21 protein-coding genes are annotated in these 13,960 nt (G+C 35.8%); 5 read left to right on the plus strand and 16 right to left on the minus strand.

Annotated elements, in window-relative coordinates; all coding sequences use genetic code 11:
- Positions 1–65: 65 nt before the first annotated feature.
- Positions 66–1,112 (plus strand): 2,3-butanediol dehydrogenase, encoded by a 1,047-nt coding sequence (locus ACNHOZ_RS11410; protein ID WP_029714146.1) that lies wholly within the window; start codon positions 66–68, stop codon positions 1,110–1,112.
- 566 nt (positions 1,113–1,678) lie between these two features.
- Here the strand turns inward: ACNHOZ_RS11410 and ACNHOZ_RS11415 are convergent.
- The 8 genes from ACNHOZ_RS11415 to ACNHOZ_RS11450 all read right to left on the minus strand — a co-directional run bounded on the left by ACNHOZ_RS11415 (position 1,679) and on the right by ACNHOZ_RS11450 (position 6,042).
- Positions 1,679–1,888, minus strand: a complete 210-nt coding sequence (locus ACNHOZ_RS11415; RefSeq protein WP_168761060.1) for a hypothetical protein — start codon at positions 1,886–1,888, stop codon at positions 1,679–1,681.
- Positions 1,889–1,992: 104 nt separating this feature from the next.
- Entirely contained in the window at positions 1,993–2,178 is a 186-nt protein-coding gene (locus ACNHOZ_RS11420; RefSeq protein WP_168761061.1) for a hypothetical protein, read from the minus strand.
- A 166-nt stretch (positions 2,179–2,344) separates the two neighbouring features.
- Positions 2,345–2,650, minus strand: a complete 306-nt coding sequence (locus ACNHOZ_RS11425) for a hypothetical protein (RefSeq protein WP_033580213.1) — start codon at positions 2,648–2,650, stop codon at positions 2,345–2,347.
- 240 nt (positions 2,651–2,890) lie between these two features.
- A complete protein-coding gene (locus ACNHOZ_RS11430; protein ID WP_168761062.1) occupies positions 2,891–3,544 on the minus strand; it encodes an ABC-2 transporter permease in 654 nt (217 codons plus the stop codon).
- Positions 3,545–4,396 (minus strand): ABC transporter ATP-binding protein, encoded by an 852-nt coding sequence (locus ACNHOZ_RS11435; RefSeq protein ID WP_048019489.1) that lies wholly within the window; start codon positions 4,394–4,396, stop codon positions 3,545–3,547.
- 274 nt (positions 4,397–4,670) lie between these two features.
- Positions 4,671–4,910, minus strand: a complete 240-nt coding sequence (locus tag ACNHOZ_RS11440) for a hypothetical protein (protein ID WP_048019488.1) — start codon at positions 4,908–4,910, stop codon at positions 4,671–4,673.
- Positions 4,911–4,965: 55 nt separating this feature from the next.
- On the minus strand, positions 4,966–5,730 hold the full coding sequence (gene yidC, locus ACNHOZ_RS11445) for a membrane protein insertase YidC (RefSeq protein ID WP_048019487.1): 765 nt from the start codon (positions 5,728–5,730) through the stop codon (positions 4,966–4,968).
- A gap of 21 nt (positions 5,731–5,751) precedes the next feature.
- Positions 5,752–6,042, minus strand: a complete 291-nt coding sequence (locus ACNHOZ_RS11450) for a hypothetical protein (RefSeq protein ID WP_447697124.1) — start codon at positions 6,040–6,042, stop codon at positions 5,752–5,754.
- Between the two features lie 291 nt (positions 6,043–6,333).
- Here ACNHOZ_RS11450 and ACNHOZ_RS11455 point away from each other — a divergent pair, with 291 nt between their 5' ends.
- On the plus strand, positions 6,334–6,615 hold the full coding sequence (locus ACNHOZ_RS11455; RefSeq protein ID WP_048019485.1) for a DUF4190 domain-containing protein: 282 nt from the start codon (positions 6,334–6,336) through the stop codon (positions 6,613–6,615).
- 528 nt (positions 6,616–7,143) lie between these two features.
- Here the strand turns inward: ACNHOZ_RS11455 and ACNHOZ_RS11460 are convergent.
- From ACNHOZ_RS11460 to ACNHOZ_RS11480, 5 genes are all read right to left on the minus strand, one after another.
- Positions 7,144–8,424, minus strand: coding sequence for an FtsW/RodA/SpoVE family cell cycle protein (locus ACNHOZ_RS11460; protein WP_048019484.1), 1,281 nt, complete (start codon positions 8,422–8,424; stop codon positions 7,144–7,146).
- Positions 8,425–8,432: 8 nt separating this feature from the next.
- Complete coding sequence (locus ACNHOZ_RS11465; RefSeq protein ID WP_048019483.1) at positions 8,433–8,840, minus strand: PadR family transcriptional regulator; 408 nt, start codon at positions 8,838–8,840, stop codon at positions 8,433–8,435.
- A gap of 3 nt (positions 8,841–8,843) precedes the next feature.
- The gene (locus tag ACNHOZ_RS11470; protein WP_048019482.1) at positions 8,844–9,377 is read right to left on the minus strand and encodes a sigma-70 family RNA polymerase sigma factor; all 534 of its coding nucleotides are present in this window, start codon (positions 9,375–9,377) and stop codon (positions 8,844–8,846) included.
- A gap of 142 nt (positions 9,378–9,519) precedes the next feature.
- A complete protein-coding gene (locus ACNHOZ_RS11475) occupies positions 9,520–9,777 on the minus strand; it encodes a hypothetical protein (RefSeq protein ID WP_048019481.1) in 258 nt (85 codons plus the stop codon).
- Positions 9,778–9,833: 56 nt separating this feature from the next.
- Entirely contained in the window at positions 9,834–10,241 is a 408-nt protein-coding gene (locus ACNHOZ_RS11480; RefSeq protein ID WP_048019480.1) for a DUF1878 family protein, read from the minus strand.
- A 168-nt stretch (positions 10,242–10,409) separates the two neighbouring features.
- Between ACNHOZ_RS11480 and ACNHOZ_RS11485 the strand changes: the two genes are divergently transcribed.
- Positions 10,410–10,610 carry a hypothetical protein gene (locus ACNHOZ_RS11485; protein WP_047750364.1) on the plus strand — a complete coding sequence of 67 codons (201 nt, stop codon included), beginning with the start codon at positions 10,410–10,412 and terminating at the stop codon, positions 10,608–10,610.
- 62 nt (positions 10,611–10,672) lie between these two features.
- Here ACNHOZ_RS11485 and ACNHOZ_RS11490 read toward each other — a convergent pair whose 3' ends face one another.
- Positions 10,673–11,170: a hypothetical protein gene (locus ACNHOZ_RS11490; protein WP_255906646.1), complete on the minus strand. Its 498-nt coding sequence runs from the start codon at positions 11,168–11,170 to the stop codon at positions 10,673–10,675.
- A gap of 114 nt (positions 11,171–11,284) precedes the next feature.
- Between ACNHOZ_RS11490 and ACNHOZ_RS11495 the strand changes: the two genes are divergently transcribed.
- Positions 11,285–11,455, plus strand: a complete 171-nt coding sequence (locus ACNHOZ_RS11495; RefSeq protein ID WP_255901955.1) for a hypothetical protein — start codon at positions 11,285–11,287, stop codon at positions 11,453–11,455.
- Positions 11,456–11,469: 14 nt separating this feature from the next.
- The gene (locus tag ACNHOZ_RS11500; RefSeq protein ID WP_447697125.1) at positions 11,470–12,243 is read left to right on the plus strand and encodes a Cof-type HAD-IIB family hydrolase; all 774 of its coding nucleotides are present in this window, start codon (positions 11,470–11,472) and stop codon (positions 12,241–12,243) included.
- A 27-nt stretch (positions 12,244–12,270) separates the two neighbouring features.
- On the opposite strand, the gene ACNHOZ_RS11505 is transcribed toward ACNHOZ_RS11500, so the two are convergent.
- Together ACNHOZ_RS11505 and ACNHOZ_RS11510 are read right to left on the minus strand one after the other, a co-directional pair.
- Positions 12,271–12,636: a cupin domain-containing protein gene (locus ACNHOZ_RS11505; RefSeq protein WP_255901961.1), complete on the minus strand. Its 366-nt coding sequence runs from the start codon at positions 12,634–12,636 to the stop codon at positions 12,271–12,273.
- A gap of 45 nt (positions 12,637–12,681) precedes the next feature.
- The gene (locus ACNHOZ_RS11510) at positions 12,682–13,740 is read right to left on the minus strand and encodes a beta-carotene 15,15'-monooxygenase (RefSeq protein WP_255901964.1); all 1,059 of its coding nucleotides are present in this window, start codon (positions 13,738–13,740) and stop codon (positions 12,682–12,684) included.
- Between the last annotated feature and the right edge of the window lie 220 nt (positions 13,741–13,960).

Raw genomic sequence — 13,960 nt, forward strand, 5'->3', positions numbered from 1 at the left:
CATAAGTATATCTGGTTGTATACTGATAGATATAGTAAAAGAAATGACACAAGGAGATGGAGTATATGAAGGCGCTAAGATGGCATAATCAAAAAGATATTCGTCTTGAAGAAATAAATGAACCAGTTGTACAGGCTGGTCAGGTAAAAATGAAAGTTAAATGGTGTGGAATTTGCGGTAGTGATTTGCATGAATACTTAGGTGGTCCCATCTTTATTCCAGTTGATAAACCGCACCCTCTCACTAATGAGGTTGCTCCAGTGACGCTTGGACATGAATTCTCAGGTGAAGTAGTAGAGGTTGGAGAAGGTGTAACCCATTATAAAGTTGGTGATCGTGTGGTTGTTGAGCCAATCTTTGCTACACACGGACACCAAGGTGCTTATAACCTAGATGAACAAATGGGATTCTTAGGTTTAGCCGGAGGCGGTGGCGGTCTTAGTGAATATGTCGCAGTAGACGAAGAACTTTTATTCAAACTTCCAGATGATTTATCTTATGAACAAGGTGCTCTAGTAGAACCAGCGGCAGTAGCTCTTTATGCAGTACGTTCAAGTAAAGTGAAAGCCGGAGACAAAGTTGCTGTATTTGGATGTGGACCAATTGGACTTCTTGTCATTGAAGCGTTGAAAGCAGCAGGTGCAACTGATATTTATGCAGTTGAATTATCCCCAGAAAGACAAGCGAAAGCAGAAGAATTAGGAGCCATCATCATTAATCCTGCTGAAGTTGAAGATACGGTAGCCGAAATTGCTAGATTAACTGACGGTGGCGTAGATGTATCATTTGAAGTAACAGGCGTACCTATTGTATTACGTCAAGCCATCCAATCGACAGGAATTGGCGGAGAAACGATTATCGTTAGCATATGGGAAAAAGGAGCAGAAATTCTACCGAATGATATTGTAATTAAAGAACGAACTGTTAAAGGAATCATTGGCTATCGTAACGTGTTCCCAGCAGTATTGTCTCTTATGCAAAAAGGCTACTTCTCAGCCGAAAAGTTAGTAACGAAAAAGATAGCTCTAGACGATGTAATTGAAGAAGGGTTTGAAAGCCTGATTAAAGAAAAAAACCAAGTCAAAATTTTGGTTAAATCGGAACAGCAATAACAATCATCAACAATGAAGATTTCTCTAAGCCACTGATTGTAATTAGTGGCTTTTTATTTCTTTAATCGGGTCCAGCCGAGAGATGTGTAAAATTTCACTAACACAATTTTACAGTTTAGAAGAATGAACGAGTCAACTACATCACGATGCCCATTGATTTAATTACATTTGAATCCATGAGACGTTTGGTTATCTGAATCTCATGCATTACAGAATTGATCACCTAAAAAACGTTTCTAGTCTAGTGTTGACGTACCAATGGGTTAATCGACGAGGACCAGACAGATATAAAATACATATGCCCGCCCTTTTTAACCACCGTAGTAATACTTTAAAAAGTTTAAAATGGATAACAGGATAATCAAAATAACCAAAACTCCTCCTATTAATATCCTTCGTCCTTCTTTTGGGGATTTCTTTTGTTTTTTATGGGCATACAAAATCAGTTTTCGAAAGGCAATGTGCAGTAAAATAACGAAGGCAAACAAACCAATCTTTACAAGGGTAAACAAATTATCACATCCATTTCAACAAACTAAAGACCTAAAAGGCATTCGGCAAACAACTTAGCTATGAAACTTTTTATTTTCTTTGTTCTTTTGATACTCTACAAAAAAGGATACTGGAACTGCTCCAATACCTATACCAATCGAAATAAACAGCGACTGGTTCATCTGAAGACTCGAATTTGCCGCTGTCTTACTATAAATGATAAAACACACAAAGCTTAAAAGGCCTATAGCTAAAGGAATGAGCGCGTGCTTGTACCATTTCATTGTATTAGCCTCCCCTCTTTTTCACCCCACCTAGCTTGATAGTCTCAGCATACGATTTATTTGTCAGCAATTAAGAGATGCACCGATTAATAGCACAATCCTGTTTAGGTAAAATGACTTCCCGCTATAGCGCTGGCTAAAAGAACGATTACGTCTAGCCCTCTTATCATATAGGTTTGGCTTTCACTCAAAGGTTTCCCCTTTCTTTCACTCATAACAGGGTAAAAATAAAAAAGATAAAAAGATAAAAGAAAACCCATACCCGCTGTCACAGCTATGATCATTTCCAAATTATCACATCTCCTTTTTCTTCCTTTTCCTTCTTTTCTTCTTGTTAAACAAGTTTAGCCAAATAGTCAGCGGCGCCTCTCCAGAACATACGAGTCCTGTTGAAATCATACAAAAATAAAAAAGGCAGGATTTCTCCTGCCTTTTTGCATATGTAATTCCTCTTTACTATGTCAACTCAGCGCTTTTAGCGAGCATAAAAGCAGAGATACTAAACAAAACAATCAATAAAGAAGCGGCATGTAACAGTAAAAAAAGAAATTTTTGGCCGCCTTTAATGAAGCACGAATAAATCATTCCTAGGATTGTTACTAAGATTAAAAGTGCTGCTGCTATTTTAATTACTATAGCAAAGAAAGCTCCGGCAAATACAATTGACGGAATAAAACACGCTACAATAATTATGTACAAAATCAGTGTAGCAATAAAAGCGGTTTTTGATACGTTTGAAGCCCGTTTAAACAAATTCCCCATATGATCTCCTTTCACATTTTAAAACTGCATCTTTTACTATAATACATGTGCTTAGAGGACACAATTAACTTTTTTAAAAGTGCCCATCACTTAAGCTTTATCACCAATAATACCGGTTATATTTTTGAGATCTTCTTTGCTTGGTTTATCAAACGTTGTGGCTGTTTTTTTATTTGAACTATTGGTTGATAAATAGCCTTAAAGAACGCTTTGTAGTCTTTACTTCAAAATCAATTCACACTAAAATTCTCTCTTCCGGTAGATAGACAGCGCAATAAAGTAAGAAGCAATATACATTACCATCCCAAAAAGAGTATATAAGATAGGAACATGCAAAGAAGAAGCGATCGGTAAGCTGGATGCTGCTAATATTTCAACTATATACCCAACAACTCCTTGTAAAGCAATCGCAACGAAAAGACCTCCCATTCCACCTCCAAGTACTATTCCGTCAGATTTCTCTGCTCCGAATACATAAAGAAGCGGATAAGCAAGTGCACCGGCAAAAAGGACGATAAATGTACCAAATGAAACGATATTTACTATATTCTCTACTGCACTCTTAGAAATAAGCGAATACATTGAGAAAACACCATAGGACAGGATGGTTCCGATGACGACAATTAAAAAGTAAAAAACATAGTGGCTTTGCACCACATTTTTTCGGCTAATTGGAAGAGTGAGCACGTATTTGTCATAGCCGGTCTTACTTTCCAATTTGATCACTTCAAGCGCGGGCATTGCCATTAACAAAATAATTAACATCGCTATAATACGGTAAAATGAAGGATCCGCAAAATAAAAGATGACCGCAGAAATGACTATGGCAAGCGCTGTGTACGTCAAAAAGCTTCGGTGAATGAGGTAGTAATTCGTTAACAATAGACCTTTCATTTACGTTTCACTCCTTGTTAAAAGCACGCTTAGTTCTTCCATCGACATCGGTTCAGTTACAGTTCCTTCTGGCAGCTGATGCTTATCTGATACGAGTACACGGACAGATTTATCATACGTTCTTTTTGCTACTACTATCTCTTCGGGAAGTACGTTTAGCTGCTCTTCATTCATAACGGCAATTGCGTACTCCTCAAACACTTTCTCTTTTTCTTCATTTAATAAAATTTTTCCGCTTTTAATCACAACAAGATGGCTCGCGATTTTTTCAACGTCGCTCATAATGTGAGATGAAAGCAGTATTCCGCTGTTGCCATCGCTGACAAAAGCTTTTAACTCATCTAATATTTCCTCTCTAGACGAAGGATCAAGTCCTCCTGTCGCTTCATCTAACAGCAATAGTTTAGCACCGTGGGACAGCGCTACTGCTAGAGATAATTTCATCGACATGCCTCGTGAAAACGTATGTATTTTTTTATCTTCCGGCAGTGAAAAAGAATGAATCAGTCGGTAAAAATCAGCTTCTTCCCAAGAATGAAATAGCTTCTTAAAAACGTTGTTTAGCTGTTTTATTGTTAAAGAAACCGGCAGATTAATCGCATCAAACACGACGCCAATGTCTTCTTTAATCGTCGCATCTTTATTCAAATTGTCTTCACCAAATATTTCGACCGTACCGCTATCTCTCGAAATTAATCCTAGTACTGCTTTAAACGTCGTCGATTTCCCCGCTCCGTTATCACCAATAAATCCAACAATCGACCCAGGAGGAACATGAAAAGAAACATCTTTTAAAACCTCATTTCGGCCAAACGATTTTGCCATGTTTCTAACTTCTAAAAGATTTGTCATGTGCTCACTTCACTTTCTCTATTAGTAGTTAGTGTAATCTAATCGCTATGATGATTCGTAATATCACCTTTTTTTTACAAAAATGACGATTCACTACCAATTATAGCTAGTAAACTATAAAAAGTCGATGACGACATAAAGCTTTGTTTCTAACTCATTCATTTTTTATGACCGTAATATGTATGACAACATCTGCCTGTACTATTCTTGCCTTACCTTTTTACCCAAATCACAAATAAAAAAAGGATCTCCCATAAAAGATCCTTTTCCTTCACTATAATTGATGACGCTGCTTTTTTTCTTTTTCACTTAATACGTAGTCTGCTATAAAACCAAGAATAAGTCCAACGGCTACCGGTATCAAACCGCCTTTTGCTTCCATTTGAAAATTTTCCGGTTCATTTACATAAAGCCACTGAACTGAAAGTAACGAAATATGAAAGGTATTGCCAATAAAAAATAAAAGTGCTATCGTGCCAATTGTTACGCCGAATGAAAGAATATATTTTTTCACCGTACTCCTCCTTTCATTAAAAGGCTGCTTCAAGCAAAGCAACCTTTTAATTTATTCATTTTGCTTCAAGCACTGCCTTTTCTTGAAAAACCTTCTTTAATACGAGAGACTGAAAAATCATAAACAAACTGCCTGTCATCCAGTATAAAACGAGACCAGACGGTGAAAATACCCCAAATGAAAGCACCATGACAGGCGAAAGAATTTGAGATAACACTGCGTGCGATCCATTCATTCCTGCTTCATCCTTTTGCATGACTCTTGTCTGCAAATACGTAGCTAATGCCGCAGCGATTGGAAGGATAAAATACGGATCCGCATGTCCTAAGTCAAGCCACAAAAAAGATGATGCGCTAATTTCATCTATTCGTCTAATCGCGTAGTACATAATTGAAAAGACCGGAAGCTGGACAAGTAAAGGAAGGCAGCCCATAAGAGGATTGGCTCCATTTTCTTTAAGCAGTTCCATCATTTTACGCTGATATTGCTGCTGACTCTCAGGATCTTTATTTTTGTACTTCTCTTTTAGCTGTTGAAGCTGAGGCTGTATACGTTTATTGCTCAGCTGATTTTTATATTGAAGAATGTTTAAAGGCGCCAACAGCATACGTACACCAACGGTCACAAGCATGATGGAAAAGCCAACGCTTTGATGAAGCCACGTATTTCCTATAAACAAAATGAGCAGTGAAAAAGGATAAATAAAATAGTGATCCAAAAAGTGCGTGTGCGAACTTTGAATCACGTTTGCTGAATCACAGCCGGCAAGTAGAAAAACGGAAACAGCAATAAAGAAAAGCTTCTTTTTATGTTTTAACATTTATATTCCTCCAGTATTTTTTTAGTTAACCGAAAAAAATACTGGCGAATGCGGACCTTTATCATCTTGTTCACCTATTGCTTCTTGTCTGTGAACAGAATGTATAAATTTAAATTTGTGATACACGCAGCATATGAGATTCTGAGCGCGTAACAGATTTACGTTTTGTATGAGATACATGTCTTTTTGCTGCAGGCAAACATGCTTATGTATTGTTTGAAATGTAGCTAGTTTAATAGCCGCATGTACAAAAAATGCCGTCATAATCGCAAATGATACATACAGAAAGGCATCCGGTATAAACAATTCCATTTATTCACATCCTTATGGATTATTGTATCATATTTTCCTTAATTTAGGTTAATTTATTTTATGGCGCAGAATCTGCTATCTCAGTAAATATACTCTACAAAGCTGGTTTTCTTATAGAAAAGTCAAAAGCTGCGTTTCTTTTGCACATACCTTCATACGTTTGATGAAACAACGAATAGAACATATACTGCGGCACATATAATTCTAAAAATTTCTACTTTTATTAGGAAAAAGGATATTATTCCTTTTTATGGTATAATCAAAAAATATAATTTATAGGGAGTGAATTCATTGGAAACTAATACAAAACCTCAAGTAAACACCAACTCTATTGTTTCTCTAACTCTAGGTATCGTATCTATTTTTATTCCAATCATTGGGTTTATTACAGCGATTATTGGAATCATCTTCTACAAAAAAGCATCAAATCAAATAGCTGCTACGAATCAAAGCGGTAAAGGACTCGCGATTGCCGGTCTGATTTGCAGTATAGTAGGCATGATTTCTCAGCTACTCTTTATATTAGGAATTATTACGTTTATGTTTGGAGGAACAACGGTTGACTATGAATAAAACAGGTCAATTAAAAATGTAAGAAAATCGGGATTTAGATAGGGTTATTGAAATTTCTATATGAAAGAATAAAAGCTTGATTTTCGACTATCCGAAAATCAAGCTCTTGAAATTTAAACGTTCTGACTCATTGTTACTACGTCTATAGCTTTTAATGTAAATTGCAAAGGAGAATGAAAAATTAAATCTATCGTTGAATCTGGAATAAAAGAAATCATAATTGTTCTACTTACTTTACTACTAGTAATCTCTGTGTTGATCAACTGTTCTAGCTATTTTAATAGTTCAGAGATAAAAACTTTGACCTCAAGATGTTATGATAACGGCGGAGAAGCCATAGTAGAAATACATAATCCAATTATTAATGATTATTCTTTTGAATGTAAATAAAAAAGAATCAAAAGTCCTGTAAGGGTTCTTCTAGCTGTAAAACAAACGCTGACAAATGAATCTTAGCGTTTGTTTTGTTTGTCTTTACAAAGTAAATAATTAATTATTTGTTTATAAAAGAGTCTATCGATTTATACTTTATTGCTGATTAGCATGCAAGGTGTTTGTAGACAGTAAATTCTTGCGTCTATAAATACTCAACACAATTCCTATTAAGAATGCATTTAACAGAACCGGCATCCATCCATAGCTAATAAACGGTAAAGACATATTGGTCATAGGAAAGAATCCGACAATCATTCCTACGTGACCAACAAGTTGTACCGTATAGATTATTATAACTCCTACTAGCAGCAGTTTAGTATACGAATCACCAATTCTCTTAGCAATAAGCACTATTCTGACGACAACTAAAGAAAGAACTAGAAAAAGAATAGATGCAAACAGCCACCCATAATAATAAGTAAAGCTTAGAAATACAAAGTTCGTGTCAGCTTGAGGAATCATTTGATCGACAAATGAATGTTTTCCAAACCATCCTGCATCCATAAATAAATGATGAACCTTTGAAAGACCAAAGTACTCTTCTGAATTATAAGGGTTTATAAATGAGAGAACTCTATACTTCTGATAATAAGCAACGGTCATCCATCCAATTATGCCCCAAGCAGCGACTAACGCAAAGCCAGATCCTAAGACAATGGCTATTTTCTTTTTATTTAACTTACTCCACCAAATCATTGTAAAGGTCAAGGTTACATATATAAAGAGGGTTGTAAGGCCACACTGCAAAAAGAAATACAGTGACAGAAGAAATAAAAGAAGGAATTTCCACATTTTAAAGCGATTGCTTTGAAAGAACCCTGCCCATGCCAAAAAGAAAAAAGGAATGGCCATTAAACCTTCAATTTTTAGAGGCCCTACTTTGAAAACAGATTGACCTTCTGTAAATGTGTTAAAATTTGTTGTCAGAAATAATAAAAGTAAGGTACCTAATAAATAGAATAACCACCCTTTAGTGGCTAACTTTCTATAGTCTATAAACATCATAACTAAAGCTAGCATCGCTCCCAAGATAACAAAGACAACCTTATAGGTAGAGAAATGATTGTCGACCATACCATCTTGAGACAGCAGTGGCAAAAACCCTAGAAGCAGAGCGGCAGCAAATAAACTTAGTGTAACCCAGTCTATTTTTGGACGATGAATACGGTTAAGGTTCCGACCAATACTGACAGGGTTTCCCATTTGATGAACGGCCTTTTCTTCTGCTTGATCGTCGCTTATCCCTTTTTGCAGCCAATAGCTTTTTACTTCGTTTAAATGATGATGCAATTCCGCAGAAACAAATGCCTTGGCTTCTTTTGATTTTATTTGTGCCTTCACTTGTTCCAAGAATGAATTTCTTTGTTCACTCATATCCTTCTTCACCCCTCTAGTATTTCTTTAAAACTTATGTGGTTAGATAACGGCTGCTCTTCCACTTTTTTGAGCAGTTTGCGCCCCTTTTGATTTAATTGATAAAATTTTGCTCCGTCTTCTTGCCAGCTGCTCGTCAATACACCTTTTAGCTCTAGTCGATGCAGGATGATATATAAAGACCCTTCGTTTTCTTTAAAATTTAAAATTCCTCGGCTTTGCAGTAAGCTGACTAACTCATAGCCCGTTTTCTCCTGCACAAGCAGCTGCATCATAGCAAGCAGAATTCCTTCTTCGTTATGAGTCTCTTGCTTTATTTTTTCTCGAATACTTTTCTTATGTTTTTCTGTAAATGTTAGCTGAGCAAATACTTCACGATTCATTGTTTTTCTAAGATTTTTAAGACGTTTATCCATGACTCATTCCTCCAGCATTTCTTTTAAAAGTGATTTTGCACGCCTCAGTCTCGTTTTTACTGTATTCGTTCCGGTTTTGGTTAAGAGCGCAATGTCTTTAATTAACAATTCTTCATAGTAAAAGAGGTAAATCACTTCTTTATATTTGGTAGGCAGCTTCATAACGGCTGACATCAGCTCGTGATCTTCTTCGTGTTGAATAACAGCTTCCTCTATGTTTTCTTTTTCACTGATATGATTTGGAAAATAGTCTGTCGCCGGTATGATGTTTTTGTTGTACCAGCTTTTTAAAAAGTCTTTACAGTGGTTAATTGCGATTTGCCATAACCACGTCCGAAACTTGGATCTACCGCTGTACTTGTAAAGATTTTTGTAGCATTTAATAAAAATCTCCTGCGTCAAATCCTCCGCAACTGCTACGCTGTTTACATATGAGTAAGCTAGCTGCAAGATTTCCTGTCCATATCGATCCATAATTTCATCTATCACTAGTTCTTTGTCTTGTACGTGTATCCATTCTACGGTTAGTTCTTTCACTTCTGCCTCTCCTTTCTTGTTCTTAGACGAAGCGTTTTATAAAAAGGTTTTTATATTTTCATTTTTATTTTCTAGATAATTGCATGTACATAAAAAAAGATTCTCTACACGAGAACCTTTTGTTGTACCTCTTATGTATGTGCTATGAAAAAAGATTGCCGATGAAGATAATTAATCCTGTTACTAGGATTAATCCACCGCTAATTATTACTGTCAAAATACTTCTCAGAGCCGATACCCAATTGTTTATTCCAAAGAACCCTGCGATACCAATACAAAATAGAATAATTGCTAAACAAAGATTGATATTCAATAACGCTGGATAATAAAAAGCGATGAAAAAGAAACCAACGCATAGTAGCGTAAAGATAAATGACCAGAAATTAATAATTCGCGCCATCTCACTACCCTCCTCTACCTTTAAAAGTTCCACGTTTAAACACATTCGGAATTGAGTTATTTCAAATCTGTTTTTAAACGCTGCAAGAAAAAATCACACACTTCCATTTGAATACACTGCTTCTTTAAACTGTACAATAAATATTCTAGTTCAAATTCCTGATAAAAGATTTTAGCAACAACCGATTTTAATTCCTCTAAATTTGGTTGTTCTGACGCATATAGTTTATCGAACGGAAGATTAAATTGAGAGAACAGCTGATCATTTTGATACCATTCGAAAATTTCTTCACCTTTTATTCGGCAGCTAAACACACCTAGTATCTTCAAGAATGCCTTCACTTGATTTTCTTCAAATTCATGATCAATCACAAACATAAAAAAAGGATGTTCCTCTGCGTTAATCATGTGCTTCATGAGACTCATTTGATATTTTAATAGCTTCACTTCTTTTACGACATCCAACTTCTTCCCATCTTTCTTTAAAAAATGATCCTACTATACTCTGTGAATTTTACCATAATCTAGTAGTGTCGATAAACCGTTTATAGAAAATTACTTTGTAATGAATGGAATAATAAGGTATATTGTTATAAATGGTAATAATTTCATAAACCGAAAGCGAGGATACATATGGGTCTGTTACTAATTGCGGTTATTATCACGCTATCCATCATTTTAGATTACTTTATTTTTGACTATGAAGATAAGCACTGGGGCTGGTTGAAGAAAGCTTCTACACCCGTTAGAAGAAGTGTTATTGGCTGTTACTTGCTTATGTCGTTTGTTATTTATTTTGGTTTGAGCCTACCGTATATTAAGCCTTTTTTATAAATATTAGTCTGCCTAAACTGGTTAGCCTATAACTCTTACTTAAAGGTTATAGGCTAATTCCCTCATTTCACCACCACTACAAATTGTTTGTCTTCAAATTTGAACATTTCCCCTAATTCATAGATATACTTCTTTTTGTCTAATTTATAATACTTTCCAAAATACAGCGTTTTCAAGTTAATACTCATATCTAGACTTGAATCTTTTTCTTCCGCTTCACCTCCGTCTAAGCAAGAGTATAATTCAATGTAACAGCCCTCTATAAGGTGTTCTTCAATATAAGTAAATAACTCTCTTATCGATTTAGGATGTGTATCACAAGATAATTCATAGATATATGGCAAGGTGAATACGTGCTTGATGTCGCTATACCCGTCGGTTAAACTATTAACACTAATACCGTACGCATCTTCTTCTTTTTCATAGATTGTAATTATCTTTTCTTTCTTTGAATTTCGATTAAAGGAAGAAACTTCGGATAAAGGCACCAGCGTTTCTTTTGTGCCAAAACTTCCTGTAGGCAATTCATAAGGAGAACCTATATAGTGATGTATCGTCATATTCGTCACTTCGCTTTCTCTTTGCTTATGTAAAATACTATTATTCTATCACTCTTATTAAGATCACATACAAATACAAGAAAAATATGTATAATAAAACCAGGAGGTGACAACATGAAAAAACTACTGCCTTTTCTATTTCTAGCCGCTCTTTACTTGTATGACTCTTCATACAATCATACTGCTTTTTTACATAAACCGGTTGTTTCTGCGTTTTTATATGCAGCTGCTATTTTAATTTGTGCGCTACTGCTTGTAAATGTAAAAAAAGATCGAGCTGTTTAAGCAAGGAGATTACTATGAGCTATAAAATTGTATTTTTTGACGTGGACGGAACTCTTACTCATCACGAAAACGGGACTATTTCCTCCAAAACTCGAGAGATTGTAAAAAGTTTAAAGCACAAAGGATTAAAAATCGTAGCCGCTACCGGAAGGCCTTTATCTCTCTGTGAAGAAATTAGAGAATTAGGTATAGATACGCTCATTACCGCGAACGGAGCGTTTACTGTACACGATGAAAAAGTTATTCATAAGCTGTCCATGGATAAGGACGTTGCGCGTGAAGTCTTTGAATACGCAGCCTCCCAAAATCACGGTCTTTCATTTTACACAAAAGAGCTCAGCGTGAACGGTGTCAAAGATGACAACATTTTAAAAGCACTAAAGGAAACATTATCGCTCAATGATTATCCTCAAATGAATGAGCGTATTTATGATGAAGATATTTATTTAATGTGCTTATATGCCGATGATAGAACCGCCGAGCAGTATGCACAGCGATTTCCTCATTTACTATTTAAAAGATGGCACCCTTTTATCGTAAGTGTGCTTCAAGAAGAAATCACAAAATCGGTAGCTATCCTGAAGGTCTTAGACTATTTTAACATCCATCAATCCGAGGCCATCGCATTTGGAGACGGAGAAAATGATATTGATATGCTAGAATTAGCCGGCCTTGGAATTGCGATGGGTAACAGCTCTGATAAGTTAAAAAACGCCGCTGATTTTGTAACGAAGAAGTCGGGTGAAGACGGTATTGAATTTGCCCTTAAAAAGTTTAAAGTTCTATAAAAAATCAGCATGCTTGGATAACTCTATCTAAGCATGCTCTTTTACCTCCATAAATTCTTCGGGGTGTAAAGCCTCGGATTGAATGACAATGGCCGCCATGCCTTCTTCACTTCCCGACATATGCCATTCTCCTTTTTCCCACAGTGCCACTTCTCCGCTTTTAATTGAAATTCGTTTTTGGTCCTCTCCTGTTACCCACCCTTCACCTTCGACGACGATAAAGAGCTGAGTTATAGGCGCTTCGTGATATCCTACCGTTCCTTCTCCTTCTATATACATATAACCAATCTTAGCTGCTTTATTTGTTTGTGTTATTTTTACATAAGTAGCTAAATGCGACTGATATTTTTCTATTTTTTTGCCATGTTCTTTACTGAATTTGTAGATTTTCAATGTGCGTGACCTCTTTATTCGTTAATTTCGAATTCAACCCACCGATTACATATTTTGTTTATTTTTCTCCAAACGTTCTTTGACTATTTTCTTAAACGCATGTGGATCATCTACGCGAATGGCGACCTGCTGGTATTTCTTTTTAATTCCCATAAAAAGCGTCGCCTCTACTGGAGATTTTAATGTTAGTAAAAGATCAGGATGAACGGTTTCAAAATCGCGTGCGATAAATTCAATCGTGGTGCTGGTTATTTTTTGTTTAAGGATGTGAGTGTCTTCTATTATTTCTTCAATATTTTTAAAAGAGATTTCCATACGCTTAGCTAAACCAAATGAAATGTATATGCGATCATCTTCCACTCGTAAAGGGTTAAGCCTTAATGCTTGAATATCTCCTATAAAGAAAACAATACTATAAATATTAAGGATTAGTAAAACGATTGAAAGAGTCATAGACGTGTTGTGAAGCAGCCAGTGAAGTCCTAATGTTTCAATGACAATCGCATGAATAATCATAATTTGAAATGTGATAAAACTTGAGCGTTTATACAGAGTAAACGTATTCCCTTCAGTCCTCGGCTGCTTCTTCCACGTTCCAAACGCATAGTAAAACATCAGCATTTCTGAACACAGTACGTGTATAAACGGTTGTTTGGAGAACTTTTCGTTTACAGCACGTGAAAAGGAAAATAACAGCGGTAAAGAGCTTGATTTGATTCTTCTTAAAATAGGCGGTACGTTTTTGACTAGCATAAATAGCAGTGAAAGTTCAAACAAAATAAGTAGTCCTTCTATGCCAGCTCCTAGCCACATAACCGACTGAAAAGAAGCCAAGTATTCACTCGGAATGATAAAACGCGCAGCAATAAGGCCTGTAGCCATTAATACAATAAAGTATTTTAGACTGAACTTACGCTGCCAAGCTAGAAATAAGAGCGGAGCCACAAGGCTTAAGTCTAAAATAGAACCTACTACTACTCCGTTGAAATCAGCAGGCAACGACTGAAGTCCAAAAGAAGAATGATATAACACATAATTTGAGCTTATTACTAACAGCAGTAAAAAAAGAGCGACAAAAGACACCGTTTTTTTATGAAGAACCAAATAACCCACCTCACTTTTAGTTGGTGAAACACAAAAATTCCTGTTACTTCCATTTTATCAATGGAGTTGATTTAAGTCACTTTGTAGCGTGACATTGTGTTATAAAATCCATTTAAAGATATCCACTCTTCTATAGCGATTCTTCTATACAAATAATTTACAATGTAAAAAGAGTTTGACATTTATGGAACTGATGCTACAATAATAAATGTAAAATACT

This window comes from Priestia sp. D51, assembly GCF_053345675.1.

Bases quoted from the DNA above. Each gene is read 5' to 3' on its own strand.
- ACNHOZ_RS11500 (WP_447697125.1), top strand. From the start codon at position 11,470: ATGAGCTATAAAATTGTATTTTTTGACGTGGACGGAACTCTTACTCAT.
- ACNHOZ_RS11450 (WP_447697124.1), bottom strand. From the start codon at position 6,042: ATGGAATTGTTTATACCGGATGCCTTTCTGTATGTATCATTTGCGATT.
- ACNHOZ_RS11415 (WP_168761060.1), bottom strand. From the start codon at position 1,888: ATGAAATGGTACAAGCACGCGCTCATTCCTTTAGCTATAGGCCTTTTA.
- ACNHOZ_RS11410 (WP_029714146.1), top strand. From the start codon at position 66: ATGAAGGCGCTAAGATGGCATAATCAAAAAGATATTCGTCTTGAAGAA.
- ACNHOZ_RS11435 (WP_048019489.1), bottom strand. From the start codon at position 4,396: ATGACAAATCTTTTAGAAGTTAGAAACATGGCAAAATCGTTTGGCCGA.
- yidC (WP_048019487.1), bottom strand. From the start codon at position 5,730: ATGTTAAAACATAAAAAGAAGCTTTTCTTTATTGCTGTTTCCGTTTTT.
- ACNHOZ_RS11490 (WP_255906646.1), bottom strand. From the start codon at position 11,170: ATGACGATACATCACTATATAGGTTCTCCTTATGAATTGCCTACAGGA.
- ACNHOZ_RS11485 (WP_047750364.1), top strand. From the start codon at position 10,410: ATGGGTCTGTTACTAATTGCGGTTATTATCACGCTATCCATCATTTTA.
- ACNHOZ_RS11475 (WP_048019481.1), bottom strand. From the start codon at position 9,777: ATGGCGCGAATTATTAATTTCTGGTCATTTATCTTTACGCTACTATGC.
- ACNHOZ_RS11495 (WP_255901955.1), top strand. From the start codon at position 11,285: ATGAAAAAACTACTGCCTTTTCTATTTCTAGCCGCTCTTTACTTGTAT.
- ACNHOZ_RS11465 (WP_048019483.1), bottom strand. From the start codon at position 8,840: ATGGATAAACGTCTTAAAAATCTTAGAAAAACAATGAATCGTGAAGTA.
- ACNHOZ_RS11430 (WP_168761062.1), bottom strand. From the start codon at position 3,544: ATGAAAGGTCTATTGTTAACGAATTACTACCTCATTCACCGAAGCTTT.
- ACNHOZ_RS11425 (WP_033580213.1), bottom strand. From the start codon at position 2,650: ATGGGGAATTTGTTTAAACGGGCTTCAAACGTATCAAAAACCGCTTTT.
- ACNHOZ_RS11460 (WP_048019484.1), bottom strand. From the start codon at position 8,424: ATGAGTGAACAAAGAAATTCATTCTTGGAACAAGTGAAGGCACAAATA.